We start from the raw sequence: 20,734 nt of genomic DNA, 5'->3' as shown, positions 1-20,734 counted from the left end.
AGAAGTTGTCGTTTCCATAAAACGTTCGACGCTTTATTTGCCAAAAAGGCATACTTTCTTGAAAGTCGATGTCTTTCATCAGAATTTTACGAAAGCACAAAAAAACAGCTTTCCTATAGAAAGCTGTTTGGAAGATGACCCGTACGGGATTCGAACCCGTGTTACCGCCGTGAAAGGGCGGTGTCTTAACCGCTTGACCAACGGGCCTTGCTTATTGTTCTTTTTAAAAGGATAGCGGCGGAGGGGATCGAACCCCCGACCTCACGGGTATGAACCGTACGCTCTAGCCAGCTGAGCTACACCGCCATAATGTAAAATGCGCTAAGAAGCACAAGAACTATAATACAAAGGATTCGCTTGTCCGTCAATAGAAAGTTTTAAATTAAATGGCGAAATCACAAAAAACGTTGAATTTGTATTGAAAAAAAGCACCCGCTAAACAGCAGGTGCTTTGTTGTGAAAGATATATAGAAAGCAGCAACAAGTTAACCTCTTCTTGCTCCGCGTCCCCCACGTTTTGATTCCGTGTTACGTTTTAAAGATGTTAAGCGGTCTTCACTATCTTTTAAGAATTTGTTCATTTTTTGCTCAAACGATTCCTTCGGACGGAAATCATTTCTGCTCGGTCTTGATTGTTGTTGTTGAGGACGATCTTTTGCTTTTTTAATGGACAAGCCGATTTTACCGTCTTTTTCAACGTTAATCACTTTCACTTCAACTTGTTCACCGACTTTTAAATGCTCATTAATATCTTTTACATAGTTATCGGCTACCTCACTGATATGAACGAGACCAGTTGAACCGCCTGGCAACTCCACAAAAGCTCCAAAATTTGTAATGCCCGTAACTTTCCCTTGTAACTTGCTGCCAACTTCAATCGACATAAAAAAAGTGCTCCTCCTTAGACTTATAAAAAAATCTCATTTGTTCAATTATACATAAACTGAATTTTAAGTGTCAACAAGGCTAATCGCTCTTATTGCCCACATCAAAGATTTTTTCGCCTTTTTTAGACATATAATAGTCCCGTCGTGCCAGTTCGAGTACGTATTCTTTGCTTTTCAGCTTTTTGATTTCATCAGAAATATCTTCCTGCTTTGTTTGTAATTGCTTCAATTCTTTTTCAAGCGCAACCTTCTTCTCTTCTTTTTCTTTCAATGCAGACGATTGCGACCAGAGGGCACTTGTTACCAAAACAGCAAACATGAGCACAATGACTCCAAACACGGTAAGCCTTCTAAGGAGTCCCCGGCGTTTGCGTTTTAGGCGCTGCGCTTGCTGTTCCATTTGTTTTTGATAATCATTTTGAATTTGTGCGATATTTCTTTTTCTCTCGTTCAAGGATGAAGGCCTCCTCTCTTACTTTGTCCAGAATTGTTTCCATTTCGTTTTCATGGTACGAGATACTTTCTTGATCCCTTGTAAAATTCCTGCTCCTTTTGAGAAAAACAACCTCATTGATGTTCGCCATTTTTCGGGAATTCGATGAATAATGGTTACATTGAGTAACCAAATAAGCGGATAACAAACAATATACAGCACCTTCCACACGAGTCGAAACGCAAAACGAACAAGGCGTAAGAGCGAGTGGAACAAGAACAGAAGAGCACTTATGATCAAACCAACGATCCAGCGAATGGGCTGGAAAACCATCGACATGATCAGCCTTTTCAGGACGAGAACAGTCTGATAAATACACCTCATCACAAACTTGAGGATGTTCATATACAGCTGTTTCATCAATGCCTGGTACATCGAGAAACCTAAAGCAACAGCTAGAAAAATATAAAGCCTGAATTCTCCCTCATTGGTCAGCAGCAGGACATAAAAGAATAAGAGACCCTGCACCACCCAAAAAAGGAGGTCGTGAATGACCAGCAGCCATTTTGCTGTTTTTTCACGGTTCACAAACAGCTTGTACGTATCCAGCGATGCGCCCAGCCAGATGCCCATCGCCGCCATCGAAAGCATCGTATAAAACTGGACCGTCAGTGTCATTTAAACAGCTTGCTAAAAAATCCTTTAGCTTTCTCCCCGTGCTGCTCATCTACATAGATTAAGTCAAAGACACGCCCTTTAATGGACACAACGCCCTTTTCTACATCTAAGTTTTTCATTTGCAGATTTTCTCCGCGAATGGCGAGGACTCCCATGACAGTCTCAAGCAGAAATTCTTCATTATCAAAGCTCTCGACTTGTTTGACCCCGGTAATATCTAAATGCTTTCTGTTGCGCATTGTGACATGATGCTCGGCTTCTGATGACAACTTCGTGCCTTGAGGTTGATTATAATATTGATTCATTTATACATCCCCCATATCTCATACTTGCATTGTTACTGCATTGTATGTGACAGGCGGGACATTTAGAACAAGCCCTATTCTGCTGTTTTCTCTTCTTTTAGCACGGTATACATGCCAGCAGCTTCTTCTTTTTTCGTTGTGTCTTTTAACTCGTTGACTTGAACAGTCACAAGCTTTTGGCCGAAGCGAATTTGAAGCTCGTCCCCTTCTTTCACGTCAGAGCTGGCTTTCGCCTGCGTGCCATTAATGGAAATTCTCCCTTGATCGGCTACTTCTTTTGCCAATGTTCTTCTTTTAATTAAACGAGACACTTTTAAGAATTTATCTAGTCTCATGTATGTTCACCTCTTTCTATGCGTTTGGCATCGTTCCACAGATCGTCCATTTCTTCTAGGGTCAAGTCTTCTAGTGAACGCCCTATGTCCTTTGCTTTTTGTTCAATATGCTGAAAGCGCCGCATGAATTTTGTGTTTGCAGAAGAGAGGGCGGTTTCAGGCTCTAGGTGATAAAATCTGCCGATGTTGACGAGAACAAATAAAAGATCCCCAAATTCATCCTTCATCTGCTTTGTTGCACCTTCATCCGTTTTCTCTGCCACTTCCACAAGGAATTCCCGCTTTTCCTCTTCGTATTTGTTCCAAATATCCTCTACTTCTGTCCAATCGAAGCCCACTTTCGCTGCTTTCTTTTGGAGCTTATAAGCTTTTGTTAAAGCTGGAAGTGTCGTTGGAATGGATTGCAAAATAGATGCTGCACGCTCCGGTTTTTCCTGCTGCTTGATTTTTTCCCAGTTGGCGACGACATCTGATGCTTCAGACACATCCGTATCACCAAACACATGCGGATGTCGTCGAATCATTTTTTCTGTGACATGCTGGATGACGTCATCCATTGAGAAGTAACCATCATCTTCACCAATTTGAGCATGGAGTAAAACTTGAAGCAGTACATCTCCGAGTTCTTCAACCATATGATCTGGATCGTCTTCATCTATGGCTTCCAGCAGCTCATAACATTCTTCAATTAAATATGATTTGAGCGACTCATTCGTTTGTTTTTGATCCCAAGGACAGCCGCCAGGACCTCTTAATGTACGAATGACTTCACGGAAAGTGTCAAATTGTTGATAGAGTAGCTTTTCATCTTGGATTGGAGGCACATAAACACTCGTTAAGTTATTTATCGACACATCTCGATCAAGTTCAAATAAAGGAACACCTGTAATCTGTTCCTGACTGCTTCCAGCTGCCGTTACGATAAAGACTTCATAATCGTCAGGTAGCTTTTCCATGAGGGTCAGCTTCACATTCGAGGCTGTCATCTGATCATATACTTGACAGATCAACACATGCTGAGTCAACTTCAGATCATCCGCTCTCATATCCCCTGCGTCAACGAATTGCAGCCCTTCAATTGGGTCAATCTGTAAGGAATTAAACGTCGCATCCAAAAAGCTTTGTCCACCAGCCACGTACACCTCAACCCCGCGCTCCTTCTGTTGTGAAACAAGAAGTTGCACTGTCTTTTCCGCTACAAACGGGTGACCTGGTACTGCATACACAATATCTTTCTCCGCAGCCTCTCGGAAGAGAATGTCTGTGATTTCCTCATACACTGCATCAAACTGATCATGCTTTTCATAAATCTCATCAAAAAAGGTCAGAGACGGGACCTCCTGCATCAATTCTGCGGTGAGTGGATGATCCTGCGTTCTCATGTATACTTCTTTCGCCTGCTTCAGTTGCTTATATACACCGAGCGTCAGCTGATCCATGTCGCCTGCCCCAAGACCAACGACTGTAATCTTACCTGCCATTTCGATTCCCTCTCATCTGTTTAAAATATAAAATCTTTTCTCCTAATGGAATGAGTCTCCATTCCTCTTCCGTAAATACGTCTAGCTTAAGAATACTATATAAAAAGGCGAAACCACCAATAAAAACTGAAGTCAGGCTCTCTAAAACAGAAAACGGACGTTTCTCAAAGGGAATGACCCAAGAAAACAATGCCTGATATCCAATTAAAACGACGGCCATGAATGCTGCTGATAAAAGAATTTTCACTGGGAATAGCTCTCTTATTGAAATCCACCCTTTATGCTTCAAATACACCGCATTGAGCGCAGCGGCGGCGAGAAACCCACAAACAGTCGACCAAGCAGCTCCATAAATGCCGAATAACGGGACAAGAGCCAGCGTCAGCCCCCATTTCACCAGTACACTGATCAGGACCACAACAGCCGGGTACACGGTATGTCCCAGACCCTGAAGTAAAGCGGTTTGCGTAATCGCCATTGATGTAAAGGCAATGGATATGCAAAATATTTGCAACGCATCTGTCCCTAAGTCATTACGAAAAAGCATAATGTTCACAGACGATAAAATACATATAAGCCCGACAGCTGAACCAATCCCCAGCACCGATGTTGCCTTAAACGATGTACGTACTTTTTCACGAATTGCTTCATGCTGCCCTTTTCTTAAGGCCGACGACAAAAACGGAACAAGAGACGTCCCGATACTAATTGCAAACACCGTCCCGAGCTGCAGGAACGGCTGACCTCGGTCATATACGCCTTTTGCCGCCTTTGCAGCTGCTTCACTCAGTCCCTCACTGCGCAGTAGCGCATACAAGTGAAAAGCATCGATCATTTGCATCCATAGGATCAGCAATCCACTCACACAAATCGTCAATGTATACAGCACCAAACTCTTCAGCACATCTTTTTTCCGCAGTGTAGCCTGTTTTAATGTCTTGCTCGCTGACAACCGCTTCCGATAGGTCAGCCAAAGGAAAAGAAGCAAAAGGAGTGAAGCAGCACTTCCAGCTATAGAAGAGAACACCGCACCCGCTCCTGTTTCATAAAGCGAATAGCCATGTCTCACGAAATAGAAAGATAAAACAAGCAGGACGCCTACTCTGATGAGCTGCTCAGCCAATTGAGAGACCGCAGTGGGGAGCATCAGCCCATCACTCTGAAAAACACCCCTCAGCATCACGGTAAGCGGCAGAAATAGAAACACAAACGAACTCATCTGGATGAGAAGCATTAATTGACTGTCTGCCATGAGATTCGCAATTGTGCCTGCTCCTATATATAAACAAAGAAATAAGACCAAGCTCAGCAAAGTGATATACACCAAGGATACCTTTGTAATAATTCGGCGATTCTCCTCACCATGCTCGCTCAGGAGCTTGGACACCATCACAGGAAAACCAGTGGTGCCGAGCATGATCGCAATGCCAAGAAAGGGATAGACCTGCTGATAAATATAAAAACCTGTGTCTCCTACGATATTTTGAAAAGGGACACGATATACGGCACTCAGTACCTTTGATAACAAGCCTGCGATGGTTAAAATCACCGCACCTTGGAAAAGCCAATGCGGCTGATTCACAGCATTTTTCATGGATGACTCCTTTATGTTCAATCAAAAAATATACCTGCATTAAAACGCACTCATTATATCATATGTGACTGGCAAGCCGTTTCTTTCTAAGGAGTAGACGATACATTCATTATTTTGTTTCATCCCATATAAAAAACGCCGACAAAATCAGATGATTTCATCGGCATTCTTTCTTTTTATCAAGATGATATAGAATTATTAGACCTAATGTTCCATTTGACGGGCTAAGAAGCCAGCTGCCGTTTCTGCCGCTTTATGCTCCACTTCTCCCATTGAACGCTCTTTAGAAAATAAAACGACGGCGCCAATTGGATCTCCGTTTGCAACAATAGGTGCAATGGTATAAGCTGATACATCATCATCAATACCATCCACAAGCTGAATTTCTTTTTTGCTGTCCTCTAATACAGAATTACGCTGATCCATTGTTCGTTCAAGTAAATCACTAATGGATTTGTTTAAGTACTCTTTTTTTGAACTGCCGGATACAGCAATATACGTATCACGATCACAGATGAGGATAGAATGACCCAAACTGTCGAATAAAGCATCAGCATATTCCTTCGCAAAGTCTCCTAGCTCACTAATCGGTGAATACTTCTTCAAAATGACTTCTCCATCGCGGTCGACAAAAATCTCAAGTGGATCTCCTTCCCGGATACGCAATGTTCTGCGAATCTCCTTCGGTATAACCACTCTACCTAGATCATCGATGCGGCGTACAATTCCAGTTGCTTTCATTCACTGCTGCCTCTCTTTCGTTTGATGATGTGTTGGGTGAATGGAACAAAAGCGTCCACTTTATGCAACATTCACCACTTGACCCTGAGATTAGTATCCGTCACATCAAACGTAATATACACGAGAGACCAACAAAATTTTATGAAGATGGAATGGTTTCTTTTTTCACATCTTGAAGACCTCGAAGCATACGAAGAACGACTTCAAGCCACTCCTCCGTTTTCTTGCCTTTTGTTTGGACAGAAATAATCAGCTTGCTGCCTTCCATGCCAAGACCGATATCACGTCCATATTGACTGCCAAGCTCAAATAATTTTTGACCATCGATGTCGCTGCTTGCTTTTTCATCGAGAGTTAGTCTGACAATGCCTTTCTCCATCTTGATCAACTCGACACGTTCCTGCACAGCGTACACCTTCATCGTCGCAATCGTGAACAAGTCAGCCACTTCTTGCGGATATTCTCCGAATCGGTCAATCATTTCATCTTGAAGCTCTTTCCGCTCTTCTATTGATCCAATCGCTCTAAACTGTTTATACATCTCGATCTTTTGTTTGCCATCAGAAATATAGCTATCTGGAATGTAGGCATCAATTTGGAGATCAATTTCCGGCTCAAATTTTTCTTGAGCAGTCGTATCGCCTCTTCTTTCTTCAATGGCTTCTTTCAGCATCTGAGAGTAAAGGTCGAATCCAACAGAATCAATAAATCCATGCTGCTGTGCACCAAGTAAATTTCCTGCTCCTCGAATCGTTAAGTCACGCATCGCAATCTTAAAGCCTGATCCGAGCTCAGTGAATTCTTTAATAGCTTGAAGTCTTTTCTCAGCTACTTCAGAAAGCACTTTGTCTTTTCGATAAGTGAAATAAGCATAGGCCACACGATTCGAGCGCCCAACTCGTCCTCTTAACTGGTACAGTTGCGAAAGCCCCATTTTATCAGCATCATGAACAATGAGCGTGTTCACATTTGGTATGTCTACGCCCGTTTCGATAATGGTTGTACTGACGAGTACATCCGATTCACCTTCTAGGAAATTAATCATCACGGATTCCAGCTCGTTCTCACTCATTTTCCCGTGTGCGTAGCTTACTTTTGCGTCTGGAACAAGCATCGAGATTTCATCTGCTTTTCGTTCAATATCCTCCACTCGGTTATAAAGGAAGTACACTTGGCCGCCTCTTGCCAGTTCTCGCTCAATGGCTTCTCTAACTAACGCACCATTGTACTCGACAACATAGGTTTGAACTGGGAAACGGTTCTCAGGTGGTGTTTCAATAACAGATAAGTCACGTACGCCAAGCATCGACATATGAAGCGTACGAGGAATTGGCGTTGCCGTTAACGTCAGCACATCAATATTGGCTTTCATTTGTTTAATTTTCTCTTTATGCGTCACACCGAAGCGCTGCTCTTCATCGATAATTAACAGTCCTAAATCCTTGTACACAATGTCTTTTGAAAGAAGACGATGCGTCCCAATGACCATATCAATCGTTCCGTTTTTCAGCCCTTTTAATGTTTCTGTTGTTTCTTTTCGTGTACGGAAGCGGCTAAGCTGAGCGATTTTAACAGGATAGTCTTGGAATCTGTCCATAATCGTGTCAAAATGCTGCTGCGCTAAGATCGTTGTTGGTACAAGCAGTGCCACCTGCTTCCCGTCAGCAATGGCTTTGAAGGCCGCTCGAATCGCCACCTCTGTTTTTCCATAGCCCACATCTCCACAAAGCAGACGATCCATCGGGCGCTCCCGCTCCATGTCTTGCTTGATTTCATGAATCGAGCGAATTTGATCGTCTGTTTCTTGGTAAGGGAATGCAGATTCAAACTGGCGCTGCATCTCATGGTCAGGCGAGAAGGCATACCCTTTGCTTGCTTCACGTTCTGCGTACAGCTTAATTAGATCATCTGCAATGTCCTGCACAGATGATTCTACTTTTTTCTTCACGCGCTTCCAGTCGCTACCGCCTAGTTTGTATAGCTTTGGTTCTTTTCCTTCTGACCCAACATACTTCTGCACCTGATCAATTTGTTCAACAGGGACATAAAGCTTGTCGCTTCCTTGATAATGAATATTTAAATAATCTTTATGAATGCCGCCAATTTCAAGCGTTTCAATTCCTAAATACTTACCGATCCCGTGGTTAATGTGCACCACGTAATCGCCCACTTGCAGCTCTGAATAGCTTTTGATTCGCTCTGCGTTCGTCAGCTTTTGCTTACGTGCCTGCTTCTTCACACGTTTCTTGAAAAGTTCACCCTCTGTAATGACAGCAATTTTGGATAAAGGCAGTTCAAAACCGGTTTGCAGCTCACCTTGTAAAATATATACTTGCCCGCTGACAAGCTCAGCATCAGGTTTAGCAAGAGCTGCTTCAATGTCATAATCATGCAAAACAGATGACAGCTTCTCTGTCCGCTCTTCATCCGCACCTAAAAAGACTACCGTATAATTCTGCTTTTTGTAGCGTTCAATTTCACTTGCAAGCACATTCATCTGCCCGTGGAAATTCTGCATTTGCTTACTAGATACATTGACGATATTTTGCGGATTGGTCTGCTGAACATGTCTCAAAAATAAGGAATAGTACAGAATCGATCTCGATTGCTGATTGAACAGCTCTTGAAATGGGAAGGAAAGGGCTAGATCATGCAGGATATTCCCTTCTTCCAGCAGACTAATTGTCCAATCTGCTTCTTCCTGTTCAAGCTGTTCTTCCATCTCCTGAATTCTGCTGATTTCATCTAGAATGATAATCGTATCCTGCGATGTATAATCTAGCAAACTAGCAGGCTTTTCATAGAAATAGGACAGATACTTCGTCATTTCTTGTGTCACAATACCTTCTAGCAGCTTCTCACGATCAGCAGAAATATTCTGATGGAGCAGTTCTTTTTGTTTATCCGAGTTGAATTTCTTTAAGCTACTGGCAAGACCTTCGTCAAGCTGTTCAATCGCTCTCACTCGTTCAGGCCCTCTTACAATCAGCTCTTTCGCCGGGCCAATCTTGATTTCTTGAAGTGTTTCCAATGAACGCTGCGTGTCAGAGTGGAAGGACCGAATAGAATCCACTTCTGTATCAAACAGCTCAATACGGATCGGGTGGTCTTCCGTTAACGCATAAATGTCAATGATGCCTCCGCGCACACTAAAGTCTCCGGGCGCAGCGACCATGGACGTCCGGTCATAACCGATTTGCACGAGTTGTTTTGAAAACGCCTCCAAATCAATTTCTTCACCAACCTTTAAATGGATCTGACTCTCCTTCCAGAGCTCAACAGGAGGAAGCATTCTACGCACTGCAGCTGCTGGGGTCACGACAATCGGATTTTCTCCATTCGCGAGACGATTCAATACATCAAGACGCTGCGCTCTAAGCTCCGGGCTTGCCACAGCAATTTCAGATGCAATGAGTTCATTGACAGGATAAAGAAGGACCGAGCGATCTGGCATCACACTTGCTAGATCATCTGTGACCTTCTGCGCTTGATATAAGTTGTGTGTCACAATAAACATCGGCCGCTTTAATTCGTCTGATATGGCGGCTGTAAATAAAGATCTGACGGAGCCTGATAGTCCGGCGAGCAGTTGTTCTTTTAAACCTTCCTTTAGCCCATTAAAAATGGACTGAAAATCATCACTTTGTTTGATAAATGATTGTATATTTTTCATTTGGCTCCTCCTCCCTGCTTGTTTAAAACAGAAAAACGCTTTGGTCTATTATCTACACCAAAGCTTTTTATTGAATAAAGGTATGATACTGATGGTAATCAGGATTTCTTTCGAGCGCCTCTTGGCAATCCTCACAAATGGTTTGTACATGTAAATCACCATTTTCCCTATAAGAAATCATATCGTTTCTTTCCTCATTTGTTAAGTGATGAAATCCAAGTGCTTCACTTTGGACAGCGGATTCATCTAGACTGCCAACCTTTACACCACAGTGCCGGCAGTAATAGTGCAAAGCCATACGTGATCCTCCCATGCTGAGATTTTATGATCAGTATGTGCTTTGCTTATCATTCTTATACCTTCTTGTTAAAATCATTCATCACTTCTAAAAATGGCTTTGTTAAAGCCGCTTCACAAGCTTCAACAGATGCTTGAATAGCAGATGAGATATCGGGCTGTTCTTCCTCTGAGAAGCGTCCTAGCACGTAATCGACGACCTTCATGCCGTTTTGTGGACGGCCGATGCCGATACGGAATCGGTCAAACTCTGGTGAACCTAAATGCTGAATCAACGATTTGATTCCGTTATGTCCGCCTGCACTTCCTTTAGTACGCAAACGAATCCGGCCCGTTGGCAAATCAAGATCATCATAGATGACCTTCAAATGTTCAAGGGGAATATCATAGTAATCCATCAGCGGACGCACACATTCCCCTGATAAGTTCATATATGTAAGAGGCTTCACAAGTAGAACCTTTTGCCCCGAAACAAACCCAGTTCCATATTGTCCATGGAATTTTGATTGATTTAATGGGATGTCCCATTTTTTTGATAGTTCATCTATTGTCATAAACCCGACGTTATGTCTTGTTTTTTCATATTCTTTTCCTGGATTACCCAATCCAACGAACGCAATCATGAAACCAATAACCTCCTTTGTCGCACATGCACACGCCTAAAAAATGAGCCAATGTGATTGCCTCATGCAAAACGTATGAATTCTTTTCATTCTAGCACAAAAGACGTAACCGCGGGAGGGTTACGTCTCTAATTGACCAGTTATTCTTCGCTGTCATCTTTTTCTTTAATGGCCTCAGGCTCTTGCGTTTCCTTTTCACTATCTGGCTCTGGAACCTCTGATTGCTGAGGCGGTAAGATCGAAGCAACAACTTCTTCTGGATCATTATTAATCTGATACGTAGACTGAACAGACAGATCACCAACTGTTAGTACGTCATTTACTTCTAAGTTCGTAATATCAGCTTCAATATTTTGCGGGATATCCTTTGGTTTTGCTGTAATGGATAGCTCAAATAGTGGCTGCTGAAGCACACCGCCATCCTTTACACCTTTGGATTCGCCAATGAGTTGTACAGGTACATCTGCGTCAATTTCTCGCTGTAAGTCGACCACTTGGAAATCAGCGTGGACAAGCTCATTTTTCAACGGATCTGTTTGCAGTTCTGTTACCATCACAGATTTTGTTTCACCGCCAACGTCTAATGTGATGATTGTGTTTTTTCCTTCATCACGTAATGTCTTTAATAAATCAATACTGTCTAATGAAACAGCAAGGTTGTCTGTATTTTTTCCGTATATGACACCAGGAACGTGTCCTGAATGACGGATTTTTTGCAGTGTGGAACGTTTGAAATCAGTTCTTTTATTTGCTTTTAAAGTTGCCATATTCAGCACCATCCTATTTCTTTTTTGTCACTACTTTCATAAATACCCATAACTGAATCATTTTAAACATGTTTGCCTTTCATTTATCACAGCAAAAAGACCCCAAGCTGATGCCTAGGGCCTTTTTCAATCAGAAAATTAGCTGAAAAGGTAGCTCACAGATTCTTCTTCATGTACACGGATGATGGCTTCTGCAAGCAAAGGCCCAACTGAAAGCGGAATGAATTTTCCAACTTTCTTGTCATCTGTTAAGTGAATACTGTTTGTCACAACTAATTCTTTAATTTTAGAGTTTGTAATACGTTCTACTGCTGGTCCAGACAATACTGGGTGAGTACAACAAGCATAGACTTCAGCCGCTCCATTTTCCACAAGTGCATTTGCAGCAAGTGTAATCGTACCAGCTGTATCAATGATATCATCGATGAGAATCGCCGTTTTGCCTTCAATGTTCCCAATGATGTTCATCACTTCAGCCACGTTCGGCTTCGGACGACGTTTGTCGATAATTGCGATTGGTGCTTTCAGGCGGTCCGCCATTTTGCGCGCACGCGTAACACCACCGTGGTCAGGAGACACAACAACGATATCATTCAAGTTTTTCTGTTCAAAATAGTTTGTTAAGATTGGCACAGCCATTAAGTTATCGATTGGAATATCAAAGAAACCTTGGATTTGCGGCGCATGAAGGTCAAGTGCAATGACACGTGTAGCACCTGCTGTTTCAAGTAAGTTCGCAAAAAGCTTCGCCGTGATTGGCTCACGAGGTTTCGCCTTACGATCTTGACGTGCATATCCGTAATAAGGGATGACAATATTGACCGTTTTCGCAGAAGCGCGTTTTAGTGCATCTACCATAATGAGTAGCTCCATAATGTGCTCATTGACTGGCGCACTAGTAGATTGAATAACATAACAATCACAGCCACGGATACTTTCTTCAATATTGATTTGGACTTCACCGTCACTAAAACGTTTAACAGAGCTCTTTCCTACATCAACTCCGATACGATCGGCAATTTCTTTGGCAAGTTCAGGGTTTGAATTCAAAGAGAATATCTTTAAATTCGCATCAGCATAACGATTAGACATGGTAAACCTCCGGGTATTTGGATTATTTTTTATGAATATTTTTCACATAATCTTCTTTATTGACTTGTCTTGCTCTAGCAATAGACAATGCATCCTGCGGTACATCTTCTGTAACCGTTGAACCGGCTGCAACATATGCCCCTTTTCCGACAGTGACTGGTGCAACGAGATTTGAATTGCAGCCAATAAATGCGCCATCTTCAATCTTCGTTAAGAATTTGTTCTTCCCATCATAATTAACTGTAATGGATCCACAACCAAGGTTTACATCCGCTCCGACCTCTGCATCTCCAATATAGCTGAGATGAGACGCTTTGCTTCGGTCACCGAAAACTGTTTTCTTGATTTCGACAAAATTTCCGATCTTCACTTCATCGCCAATTTTCGACAACGGGCGAATATGAGCAAACGGTCCAATTGTCACATCTACCCCAACTTCACTATCGCAGACAACAGACTGCTTAATGACTGTCCGATCTCCAATTACGCTATCAACAATTTCAGTGTTCGGACCGATTGTGGCATCTGCACCAATCTTTACATTCCCTTTGATGACCGTCCCAGGATAAATCATTGTATCTTCACCGATGACTGCATCTGGCGAGATATACGTGTTCTCAGGATCAATCAAGGTTACACCATTCTTCATATGCTGATGATTAATACGTCGCTTCATGAATTGCTCTGCTTGTGATAGAGCGCTACGATCATTGACTCCAAGTGTTTCTTCAAAATGCGGTGTTTGATACGCTGCAACCGTCTGTCCTTCATTCTTTAGAATTTCAATGACATCCGGCAAATAGTATTCACCTTGTGCATTTTCATTTGACACTTGCTCAATCACACGGAAAAGATCTTCATTTGAAAAGCAATAGGTTCCAGTATTAATTTCATTCACTTGACGTTCAGCATCATTTGCATCTTTATGCTCGACGATTTTTACTACAGCACCTGTTTCATCACGAATAATACGTCCATAACCTGTTGGATCATCCGCGTGTGCTGTCAAAATCGTCACTTTCGCTTGTTGTTTTTGATGCTCGCTTAACATGGCTTCCATTGTTTCCGCTGTCAATAATGGTGTATCTCCACAAATGACAATGGTTGTTCCCTTTTCCTGCGCGAGGAACGATTTAGCTTGTTTGACGGCATGTGCTGTTCCCAGCTGTTCTTCTTGAAGTGCATATTCACTTCTGTCCCCAAGCTGCTTCTTGACGTCCTCTGCTCCATGACCGACAATCGTCACAAGCTTGGCTAAAGATAGCTTTAACGCTTGATCTGCCACATGCTCGACCATTGGCTTTCCGCAAACTGGATGAAGTACTTTGTATAACTTTGACTTCATTCTTGTTCCTTTTCCCGCTGCTAAAATCACTGCGAACCGCTTATCCATTGATTGGCCTCCAATATCCCTATTATCCATAGAAAAATATATCCTAAATAAGGACTGATTTCAAGGATACAAGAGGAAGTGCATTAATTTTCTAATGAACGGGAGACATAAGGAACAAGAGAAAAAACGCAAAAAAGACAGCATTTAAAAGAAAACATTCATTTTCTCTTAAAGCTGTCTTTTTAGGTTCACATATCTTTAAGAAGCTCCAGCTTCTTCATATTCAATTGTCTCTTCCTCTTCGCCTAAGCGATGATACTCATTTAAAACAGCATCTTGGATTTTACCCCGAGTGCTTGAATTAATTGGATGTGCAATGTCGCGAAACTCTCCATCAGGCGTACGTTTGCTAGGCATTGCAACAAACAAGCCATTGTTTCCATCAATCACACGAATATCATGAACAACAAATTCGTGGTCCAGCGTGATGGATGCAATCGCCCTCATGCGACCATCGGTATTCACGCGGCGTAATCTTACGTCAGTAACTTCCACAGTAGTTCACCACCTTTTCCCAATATAAAAGCATTAATTAGGTATTCAACGATTGTGGTGATTCTCCTGCTCTTTTTTTAAACTTTTTTTGAAATATCGGGATATTTATACATTTTTTGTCATTTTAATGACGGCGCTTACATCGGTTGCGTGAAAAAAGACATCATGACGATGCCTTTTCATACATATAATGAAACCAATCGGTTTCCAAAGAGATGGCCTGTTTATTTCACTAATGCCACAACTTCAATTTCTACAAGTGCATCTTTTGGAAGTCTGGCTACTTCTACACATGAACGAGCTGGCTTATGTGTATGGAAGTATTCACCGTACACTTCATTCACTTCAGCGAATTGTTCCATATCTTTAATGAAAACCGTTGCTTTCACGACTGTTTCAAAGGAAGCACCCGCTGCTTCAAGGACGGCTTTAAGATTATGAAACACTTGATGTGTTTGTTCTTTAATATCTCCATTCACAAAATCTCCAGCTGGCGTTAACGGAATCTGCCCTGAGCTGTAAAACATGTTATTGACGATAATCCCTTGAGAGTAAGGTCCAATGGCTGCTGGCGCGTTTTTGGTTTGAACAACTTTTGTCATATCAATCTCTCCCATTCAAATACATGTTTGATCAAAGCTTAAGCTTTCGAATGAAAAAACTCGTGGAAATTACCTTCATTAATCTCAATGATTTTCTGCTTCATATCAATGGTTGAAAGCTTTAAAAGTGATACATATTCATCGACAAGACGTTCATCTACGCCTTCATCTTCTAATAAAACACCGATCCCTGCAACATTTGCATTAAATTCCTCTAGAAGATTCATCATGCCATTAATGGTTCCGCCTGCTTTCATAAAGTCATCAATAATCAACACATTGGATCCTTTATCTAAGCTCCGCTTTGCAAGTGACATGGTTTGAATTCGGTTAGAAGAACCTGATGCATAATTAATACTCACAGTTGATCCTTCAGTTACCTTATTATCTTTTCTAACGATCACAACAGGCACATTTAAATAACCTGCAACAGAATAGGCAATCGGAATACCTTTCGTCGCAACAGTCATGACAACATCAATCGGTCGATCCGAAAAAATGGTCGCAAAAAGCTTACCGATTTTCGCAAGAATCGATGGATTGCCTAAAACATCAGTTAAATATAAATAACCGCCAGGAAGCACACGTTCAGGAGTTGATAATGCCTCTCCGATATCGTTGACGACTTCGTCTGCTTCTTTTAGATGAATCTTTGGAATATATTTCACTCCGCCAGCAGCGCCAGGTACAGTAAGTAAAGTCCCTATTCCCTGCTGTTCGAAGGTCTGTTTGATAATCGTTAAGTCTTCACTAATAGAGGACTTCGCAGATTGATATCGCTCTGCAAAAAAAGTTAAAGGTACTAGTACGTGCGGGTGGGTTAACAAATAATTTGTTAAGTCCACCAATCTGCCGCTTCGACGAAACTTCATGAACTTACCCCCAGAACCCGAATAATTTATGAATAATATAACTTAATATACGGATTTAATCAAGGGTATTTTGTTCGCCGATCATGCGGACAGCGTAAACCTGATCACAAAATCCTCTCAGTCCGTTATATATTCTTTGTACCTTCGATTCATATTGAATCAAGCCAAATACAGTTGGCCCGCTGCCGCTCATTAATACAGCATCTGCTCCGAAACGCTTCATCTGTCTCTTAATCATATCGACTTCTGGATACATCTTTAATGTCACAGATTCCAACACGTTACCGAGTGAGCCGCACATCTCTTTATAATCTTTCGCTTCAATTGCTTCAATCATACGCTGTACATTTGGGTGTTCTACTTTGCTTGCGTCATATTGTCTGTAGACCTCAGCTGTAGATACCCCAATCACCGGCTTCGCTAAAATCACCCAGCAATGCGGCGGTGTCGCAATATGCTTTAGTTTCTCTCCACGTCCTGTCGCTAGCGCTGTCCCTCCGTGCACACAAAAAGAGACATCTGAGCCGATCTCCGCTCCAAGCTCAGCTAGTTCATCTAACGTGAGATTTAACTTCCACAAACGGTTTAAGCCGCGAAGCGCTGCTGCGGCATCACTGCTACCTCCAGCTAAACCTGCTGCGACGGGAATTGCTTTTGTGATGACAATCGATACGCCTTTTTGAATACCGAATCTTGTTTTTAACAATTTAGCTGCCTGATAAGCCAAATTCCGTTGATCATCTGGCACAAAACGATTATGAGATGATACACGGATTTCGTCTTTGTCCAGCTCCGTCAGCTCTAGTCGATCTGCAAGATCTATTGTTGTCATCACCATCTCCACTTCGTGATATCCATCCGGTCTTTTTCCATGAACATCAAGTGAGAGATTAATTTTTGCCGGTGCTTTTTCTAAAATACGCAAACATTTCACCTACTTCTCCATCTAAACATAAGTATCAATATTGTATCACATTTGATGGATCTGATGAATATTGGCTTTTGCCCCCAGCACACTCACTTTTTCAAGCAAAAAAGACCAGAGACACGCGAGGTATCCCTGATCATTTCTTTATCGTTGATTCTCTTCTTGAGCCATGTGCTGTTGAGCTAATTCAATGGCACGTTTGACCATATTTCCTGCGTCACGCGCACGAATCTCTCCCCAGCCTCCATTTTTGACGGTATCATAAAATCCAAGATCCTTCGCCAGCTCGTATTTGAACTCATCTGACATAATGCCTCGGCGTCTACCCAAACGAAACAGCCCCTTTGGTCGAGAATTCGAATCATCGCCACTCATTTGTGGCTTTCTTATTTTGCATCGATTCCTGCCTTTTACCCCTTTCAAATAATGGACAGCCTCCCATACAGAAAAAAGGCAAAACAAAAAGCAGTAAACAAAAAGTTCACTGCCCATTAATAGGCGACTGAGCTAGCGGTATCATCGAACGTTAATTCGACCGTCTCAGTCAGTATATCTGCATAACTGTAAGAAACTCTTTCAAACGAATTCTCATCTTGATCTAATTGAATCACAAAAACAGAAGGGTACGTTTCAGCTAAAATGCCCGAACGCTCAATTGTTTTTCGGCGGCCTCCGTTAGCCTTTAACGTCAAACGTTTACCTAAGTTACCATCAAGCGATCTTTTGATGTCGGACAAAGTCTTCGCCATTGCATCCACCTCACTGAGATAATTATACAACAACGGCCCATTTTTGTCAAATAAAAATTAAATTATATCAACCAACACGAGCCATTGTCAACAAAATAATTTTGACAAACTTCTACCTTTTCTCCTCCCTATTTTTCTCAAATTCCGGTGAATTATGTATTCATATGAAATTTCTTTTTGAGCATAAAAAAAACCAGACTGAAATCAGTCGGGTTATGTCGATTCATGGTCTCTTTTATATGGCATACCTACCCTTAAAACACCCCTTGTTTCAATCCCTCCGAGACCTTTTTCTCTCGTCAGCGTATTTCGGAGCACATCCCACACGTTGATTCGATCTACAAATGGAGTGAAGCTGATCTTGGCAACAATATAGACGGGGTCAAGTGCATGAATGTTGACACGTGAGGGTGAGCTTGCAAAATTAGCACCTGCTTGAATTAATGATTCAAAATGAGATTGGCAGGCACCTGCAAAGATCACGAGCTGATCTAAATGCGGAACCTTCCTTCTTGCCTTTTGAACCGTTTCAACGAAATGACGAGAATGACGATATGCACCGATATCGTGTACACCGCCCTTTTGTTTAGAATACGCATCATGTCCTGTGATGACCAAAATATCAGGCCGGTATTGATCAATTAATGAATCAATCATGCTTGGCATTTTCTTCTCGTGGCAATGCACACCATACACAGGTACACCGATTCTTTCATATACATCTAAGCATTTCTTTAAGTATGAAGCATCTCCATCTAAATGCAGAACCTTTCCGGGCATATGAAAATACTGCTCCTGATGCTGATATTGTCCAGACGTATAATACTCTTGTTTTTCACGAAGCAGCTGATAATCTTGCCTGAGTAAGTCGAGCGATTCGTTAATTTTCCGTTCATCGTCCTTCTCTCTTGTCAGCTGCTCCTCTTTTTGAATCAAGACCAAATCTGACATCTTCGCATCGGCGATCAGCCTCACTTCATTCCCATGCAAAATGGCGGTGGCTTCGTGCTGGTCTGTCTCATCAATTCGAATGATACGAAACATAATATCCATCTGATAGGATGCCCTCGTCACCATATCTCCTATTTGAAATTGCATGCTTTTCACTCCACAATCAGGCTCTTATCCTGTTGGTATCGTCTTACGCTACACTTGTTCTTCTTTCAGGTGTGTTGTTCTTTCTAGCCTATGCCTGAACAGGTGAAGTGGTGAAAACCAAAAGAAAAAAGCCCTTATGAAAGGGCTTTGTGTAAAACATTGGACAAACGGGCAAATTCATCGATTGACAATGATTCACCGCGGCGTTTCCCATCAACCTCAGCTGTTACAAGGGCTTCTTCAATGATGGCTTTATGTTTCTTACCGTCTGGCAGATTGTTCATCAAGTTATTCATCAATGTCTTCCGGCGCTGGCCAAAACTCGCACGAATCAGTTGAAAGAAAAACGTATCATTGTCTACTGAGACCGCAGGCGTTTCACGAACAGTTAGTTTGATTACCGCTGAATCCACATTTGGTTGTGGGACGAAAACCGTTTTCGGCACAACCATGACCGTCTTCGCTTCTGTATAAAATTGCACTGCAATCGACAAAGAGTTGTATTCTTTTGATGAAGGAGCAGCGGCCATGCGATCTGCTACTTCTTTTTGCAGCATGACAACGATGCCTTTCAATGGAAGGTTTTCTTCAAGCAATTTCATAATAATTGGTGTCGTCACATAATAAGGAAGGTTTGCTACGACCATTACTTCTTTACAGTCAGCAAACTGTTCTTCAATCACCTTTCTTACATCTGCTTTTAATACGTCTTGATGAATAATGGTGACATTATCATATGGAGAAAGCGTATCGTTTAAAATCGGCAATAAGCGCTGGTCGATTTCAAAAGCCGTGACTTTCTTTGCCCGTTTAGCGAGCTGTTCAGTCAACGCACCGATACCAGGGCCAATTTCAATCACACCGGTCTCATCCGTAATCTCTGCATGATCGACAATGCGATCTAAAATATTCGTATCAATTAAAAAGTTTTGCCCTAAGCTCTTTTTAAAAGAGAAACCGTACTTCTTCAGTATTTCCTTCGTTCTGATGGGCGTCGCAATATCTTTATTCATCGGCTTCCTCCTGCATGACGGTCTTTAAGGCCGCAATAAAATCCTCTTTCGTTATTTGGAACATGTGAAGACGCTTTTGCAGCTGCTTCGCATTTGTATATCCTATATTTAAAAGCACACCTAATCGTTCGCGGCGGCGTTTTGATGCTTCGCCTCCGATAAGGCCTGCGTCAAATAAATCGTCTAACGTAATCTCGCTTTCTGATTCTTCCATTTCCTCATGGACATGTGCAAGGCATTCTCGAATACTATCCAAGGAAGCATGCTCGACACCAATTCCTTTGTCCCGCTTCGCTTTCGCAAGGTGTTTTGGTATAAAGGCGTGCTTACAGCCAGGGACAGCCTCTGCGATGGTTTTACGGATCTTTTCCCCAGGGAAATCAGGATCAGTTAAAATGATAACCCCCCTCGTCTCCTGAGCAAGACGCACTTGTTGAATGACTGTATCGCCAATGGCAGATCCATTCGTTTCAATCGTATCTGCATCAACTGCCATCTTTACTCTAGCAGTGTCGTCACGACCCTCCACCACAATGATTTCTTTGATTTTCATGTATTCCTCCGCTTGCAAAAACAATCTACATTTTTTTGTCAAAAAATGAAACCTTCCTTGCTGTTTTTGCGTCTAATTAATTAGAAAACAGTGCTTCTATTATAACCAAAAAAACAGAGGGTGCG

Annotated in this window: 23 protein-coding genes and 2 tRNA genes; all 25 read right to left on the bottom strand. The window is 42.1% G+C overall.

Annotated elements, in window-relative coordinates:
• Window positions 1–135 precede the first annotated feature (135 nt).
• Window positions 136–207 (bottom strand) — tRNA-Glu (locus AC0VYC_RS00395).
• Between the two features lie 25 nt (window positions 208–232).
• Window positions 233–306, bottom strand: a tRNA-Met gene (locus AC0VYC_RS00390).
• A 179-nt stretch (window positions 307–485) separates the two neighbouring features.
• Window positions 486–884 carry a S1 domain-containing RNA-binding protein gene (locus tag AC0VYC_RS00385; RefSeq protein ID WP_003217901.1) on the bottom strand — a complete coding sequence of 133 codons (399 nt, stop codon included), beginning with the start codon at window positions 882–884 and terminating at the stop codon, window positions 486–488.
• Window positions 885–966: 82 nt separating this feature from the next.
• Window positions 967–1,341 carry an FtsB family cell division protein gene (locus AC0VYC_RS00380; RefSeq protein WP_007496186.1) on the bottom strand — a complete coding sequence of 125 codons (375 nt, stop codon included), beginning with the start codon at window positions 1,339–1,341 and terminating at the stop codon, window positions 967–969.
• Window positions 1,342–1,359: 18 nt separating this feature from the next.
• Complete coding sequence (yabQ, locus tag AC0VYC_RS00375) at window positions 1,360–1,998, bottom strand: spore cortex biosynthesis protein YabQ (RefSeq protein ID WP_024719361.1); 639 nt, start codon at window positions 1,996–1,998, stop codon at window positions 1,360–1,362.
• On the bottom strand, window positions 1,995–2,303 hold the full coding sequence (gene yabP / locus AC0VYC_RS00370) for a sporulation protein YabP (protein WP_007496190.1): 309 nt from the start codon (window positions 2,301–2,303) through the stop codon (window positions 1,995–1,997). The genes yabQ and yabP overlap by 4 nt, the downstream gene beginning before the upstream one ends.
• 74 nt (window positions 2,304–2,377) lie before the next feature.
• Window positions 2,378–2,638 carry an RNA-binding S4 domain-containing protein gene (locus tag AC0VYC_RS00365; protein ID WP_008341839.1) on the bottom strand — a complete coding sequence of 87 codons (261 nt, stop codon included), beginning with the start codon at window positions 2,636–2,638 and terminating at the stop codon, window positions 2,378–2,380.
• Complete coding sequence (gene yabN / locus AC0VYC_RS00360; protein WP_335350728.1) at window positions 2,635–4,119, bottom strand: bifunctional methyltransferase/pyrophosphohydrolase YabN; 1,485 nt, start codon at window positions 4,117–4,119, stop codon at window positions 2,635–2,637. The genes AC0VYC_RS00365 and yabN overlap by 4 nt, the downstream gene beginning before the upstream one ends.
• Window positions 4,109–5,713, bottom strand: a complete 1,605-nt coding sequence (locus tag AC0VYC_RS00355; RefSeq protein WP_072368351.1) for a putative polysaccharide biosynthesis protein — start codon at window positions 5,711–5,713, stop codon at window positions 4,109–4,111. Before AC0VYC_RS00355 ends, yabN begins: the two co-directional genes overlap by 11 nt.
• 204 nt (window positions 5,714–5,917) lie before the next feature.
• A complete protein-coding gene (gene spoVT / locus AC0VYC_RS00350) occupies window positions 5,918–6,454 on the bottom strand; it encodes a stage V sporulation protein T (protein WP_007496196.1) in 537 nt (178 codons plus the stop codon).
• 139 nt (window positions 6,455–6,593) lie between these two features.
• A complete protein-coding gene (mfd, locus tag AC0VYC_RS00345) occupies window positions 6,594–10,127 on the bottom strand; it encodes a transcription-repair coupling factor (RefSeq protein ID WP_019743557.1) in 3,534 nt (1,177 codons plus the stop codon).
• A gap of 67 nt (window positions 10,128–10,194) precedes the next feature.
• Complete coding sequence (locus tag AC0VYC_RS00340) at window positions 10,195–10,425, bottom strand: anti-sigma-F factor Fin family protein (RefSeq protein ID WP_003217967.1); 231 nt, start codon at window positions 10,423–10,425, stop codon at window positions 10,195–10,197.
• 55 nt (window positions 10,426–10,480) lie between these two features.
• The gene (pth, locus tag AC0VYC_RS00335; protein ID WP_007496201.1) at window positions 10,481–11,047 is read right to left on the bottom strand and encodes an aminoacyl-tRNA hydrolase; all 567 of its coding nucleotides are present in this window, start codon (window positions 11,045–11,047) and stop codon (window positions 10,481–10,483) included.
• A gap of 140 nt (window positions 11,048–11,187) precedes the next feature.
• Window positions 11,188–11,814: a 50S ribosomal protein L25/general stress protein Ctc gene (locus tag AC0VYC_RS00330; protein WP_335350727.1), complete on the bottom strand. Its 627-nt coding sequence runs from the start codon at window positions 11,812–11,814 to the stop codon at window positions 11,188–11,190.
• 138 nt (window positions 11,815–11,952) lie between these two features.
• Window positions 11,953–12,906 carry a ribose-phosphate diphosphokinase gene (locus AC0VYC_RS00325; protein WP_003217907.1) on the bottom strand — a complete coding sequence of 318 codons (954 nt, stop codon included), beginning with the start codon at window positions 12,904–12,906 and terminating at the stop codon, window positions 11,953–11,955.
• A gap of 22 nt (window positions 12,907–12,928) precedes the next feature.
• Complete coding sequence (gene glmU, locus AC0VYC_RS00320) at window positions 12,929–14,299, bottom strand: bifunctional UDP-N-acetylglucosamine diphosphorylase/glucosamine-1-phosphate N-acetyltransferase GlmU (RefSeq protein ID WP_475389142.1); 1,371 nt, start codon at window positions 14,297–14,299, stop codon at window positions 12,929–12,931.
• 198 nt (window positions 14,300–14,497) lie between these two features.
• On the bottom strand, window positions 14,498–14,794 hold the full coding sequence (gene spoVG, locus AC0VYC_RS00315; protein WP_008357439.1) for a septation regulator SpoVG: 297 nt from the start codon (window positions 14,792–14,794) through the stop codon (window positions 14,498–14,500).
• A 224-nt stretch (window positions 14,795–15,018) separates the two neighbouring features.
• Window positions 15,019–15,396, bottom strand: a complete 378-nt coding sequence (ridA, locus tag AC0VYC_RS00310; protein ID WP_008341860.1) for a 2-iminobutanoate/2-iminopropanoate deaminase — start codon at window positions 15,394–15,396, stop codon at window positions 15,019–15,021.
• Window positions 15,397–15,434: 38 nt separating this feature from the next.
• Window positions 15,435–16,268, bottom strand: a complete 834-nt coding sequence (gene purR / locus AC0VYC_RS00305; protein WP_007496210.1) for a pur operon repressor — start codon at window positions 16,266–16,268, stop codon at window positions 15,435–15,437.
• A gap of 55 nt (window positions 16,269–16,323) precedes the next feature.
• Window positions 16,324–17,193: a 4-(cytidine 5'-diphospho)-2-C-methyl-D-erythritol kinase gene (gene ispE, locus AC0VYC_RS00300; protein ID WP_017359321.1), complete on the bottom strand. Its 870-nt coding sequence runs from the start codon at window positions 17,191–17,193 to the stop codon at window positions 16,324–16,326.
• Window positions 17,194–17,340: 147 nt separating this feature from the next.
• Window positions 17,341–17,526, bottom strand: a complete 186-nt coding sequence (locus AC0VYC_RS00295; RefSeq protein ID WP_017366434.1) for a small, acid-soluble spore protein, alpha/beta type — start codon at window positions 17,524–17,526, stop codon at window positions 17,341–17,343.
• 161 nt (window positions 17,527–17,687) lie between these two features.
• On the bottom strand, window positions 17,688–17,945 hold the full coding sequence (gene veg / locus AC0VYC_RS00290) for a biofilm formation stimulator Veg (protein ID WP_003217979.1): 258 nt from the start codon (window positions 17,943–17,945) through the stop codon (window positions 17,688–17,690).
• Window positions 17,946–18,158: 213 nt separating this feature from the next.
• Window positions 18,159–19,043 (bottom strand): sporulation peptidase YabG, encoded by an 885-nt coding sequence (yabG, locus tag AC0VYC_RS00285; RefSeq protein WP_007496216.1) that lies wholly within the window; start codon window positions 19,041–19,043, stop codon window positions 18,159–18,161.
• A gap of 134 nt (window positions 19,044–19,177) precedes the next feature.
• The gene (gene rsmA / locus AC0VYC_RS00280) at window positions 19,178–20,056 is read right to left on the bottom strand and encodes a 16S rRNA (adenine(1518)-N(6)/adenine(1519)-N(6))-dimethyltransferase RsmA (RefSeq protein WP_024719357.1); all 879 of its coding nucleotides are present in this window, start codon (window positions 20,054–20,056) and stop codon (window positions 19,178–19,180) included.
• Window positions 20,049–20,609 (bottom strand): ribonuclease M5, encoded by a 561-nt coding sequence (gene rnmV, locus AC0VYC_RS00275; protein ID WP_096882142.1) that lies wholly within the window; start codon window positions 20,607–20,609, stop codon window positions 20,049–20,051. Before rnmV ends, rsmA begins: the two co-directional genes overlap by 8 nt.
• Between the last annotated feature and the right edge of the window lie 125 nt (window positions 20,610–20,734).

Source organism: Bacillus sp. iso_77, from assembly GCF_056173625.1.
Note: the sequence above shows the minus strand (reverse complement) of the source record. Positions and strands in the feature narration are given on the sequence as shown.

Bases quoted from the DNA above. Each gene is read 5' to 3' on its own strand.
- AC0VYC_RS00385 (WP_003217901.1), bottom strand. From the start codon at position 884: ATGTCGATTGAAGTTGGCAGCAAGTTACAAGGGAAAGTTACGGGCATT.
- yabQ (WP_024719361.1), bottom strand. From the start codon at position 1,998: ATGACACTGACGGTCCAGTTTTATACGATGCTTTCGATGGCGGCGATG.
- yabP (WP_007496190.1), bottom strand. From the start codon at position 2,303: ATGAATCAATATTATAATCAACCTCAAGGCACGAAGTTGTCATCAGAA.
- AC0VYC_RS00365 (WP_008341839.1), bottom strand. From the start codon at position 2,638: ATGAGACTAGATAAATTCTTAAAAGTGTCTCGTTTAATTAAAAGAAGA.
- yabN (WP_335350728.1), bottom strand. From the start codon at position 4,119: ATGGCAGGTAAGATTACAGTCGTTGGTCTTGGGGCAGGCGACATGGAT.
- AC0VYC_RS00355 (WP_072368351.1), bottom strand. From the start codon at position 5,713: ATGAAAAATGCTGTGAATCAGCCGCATTGGCTTTTCCAAGGTGCGGTG.
- spoVT (WP_007496196.1), bottom strand. From the start codon at position 6,454: ATGAAAGCAACTGGAATTGTACGCCGCATCGATGATCTAGGTAGAGTG.
- mfd (WP_019743557.1), bottom strand. From the start codon at position 10,127: ATGAAAAATATACAATCATTTATCAAACAAAGTGATGATTTTCAGTCC.
- AC0VYC_RS00340 (WP_003217967.1), bottom strand. From the start codon at position 10,425: ATGGCTTTGCACTATTACTGCCGGCACTGTGGTGTAAAGGTTGGCAGT.
- pth (WP_007496201.1), bottom strand. From the start codon at position 11,047: ATGATTGCGTTCGTTGGATTGGGTAATCCAGGAAAAGAATATGAAAAA.
- AC0VYC_RS00330 (WP_335350727.1), bottom strand. From the start codon at position 11,814: ATGGCAACTTTAAAAGCAAATAAAAGAACTGATTTCAAACGTTCCACA.
- AC0VYC_RS00325 (WP_003217907.1), bottom strand. From the start codon at position 12,906: ATGTCTAATCGTTATGCTGATGCGAATTTAAAGATATTCTCTTTGAAT.
- glmU (WP_475389142.1), bottom strand. From the start codon at position 14,299: ATGGATAAGCGGTTCGCAGTGATTTTAGCAGCGGGAAAAGGAACAAGA.
- ridA (WP_008341860.1), bottom strand. From the start codon at position 15,396: ATGACAAAAGTTGTTCAAACCAAAAACGCGCCAGCAGCCATTGGACCT.
- purR (WP_007496210.1), bottom strand. From the start codon at position 16,268: ATGAAGTTTCGTCGAAGCGGCAGATTGGTGGACTTAACAAATTATTTG.
- veg (WP_003217979.1), bottom strand. From the start codon at position 17,945: ATGGCGAAGACTTTGTCCGACATCAAAAGATCGCTTGATGGTAACTTA.
- yabG (WP_007496216.1), bottom strand. From the start codon at position 19,043: ATGCAATTTCAAATAGGAGATATGGTGACGAGGGCATCCTATCAGATG.
- rsmA (WP_024719357.1), bottom strand. From the start codon at position 20,056: ATGAATAAAGATATTGCGACGCCCATCAGAACGAAGGAAATACTGAAG.
- rnmV (WP_096882142.1), bottom strand. From the start codon at position 20,609: ATGAAAATCAAAGAAATCATTGTGGTGGAGGGTCGTGACGACACTGCT.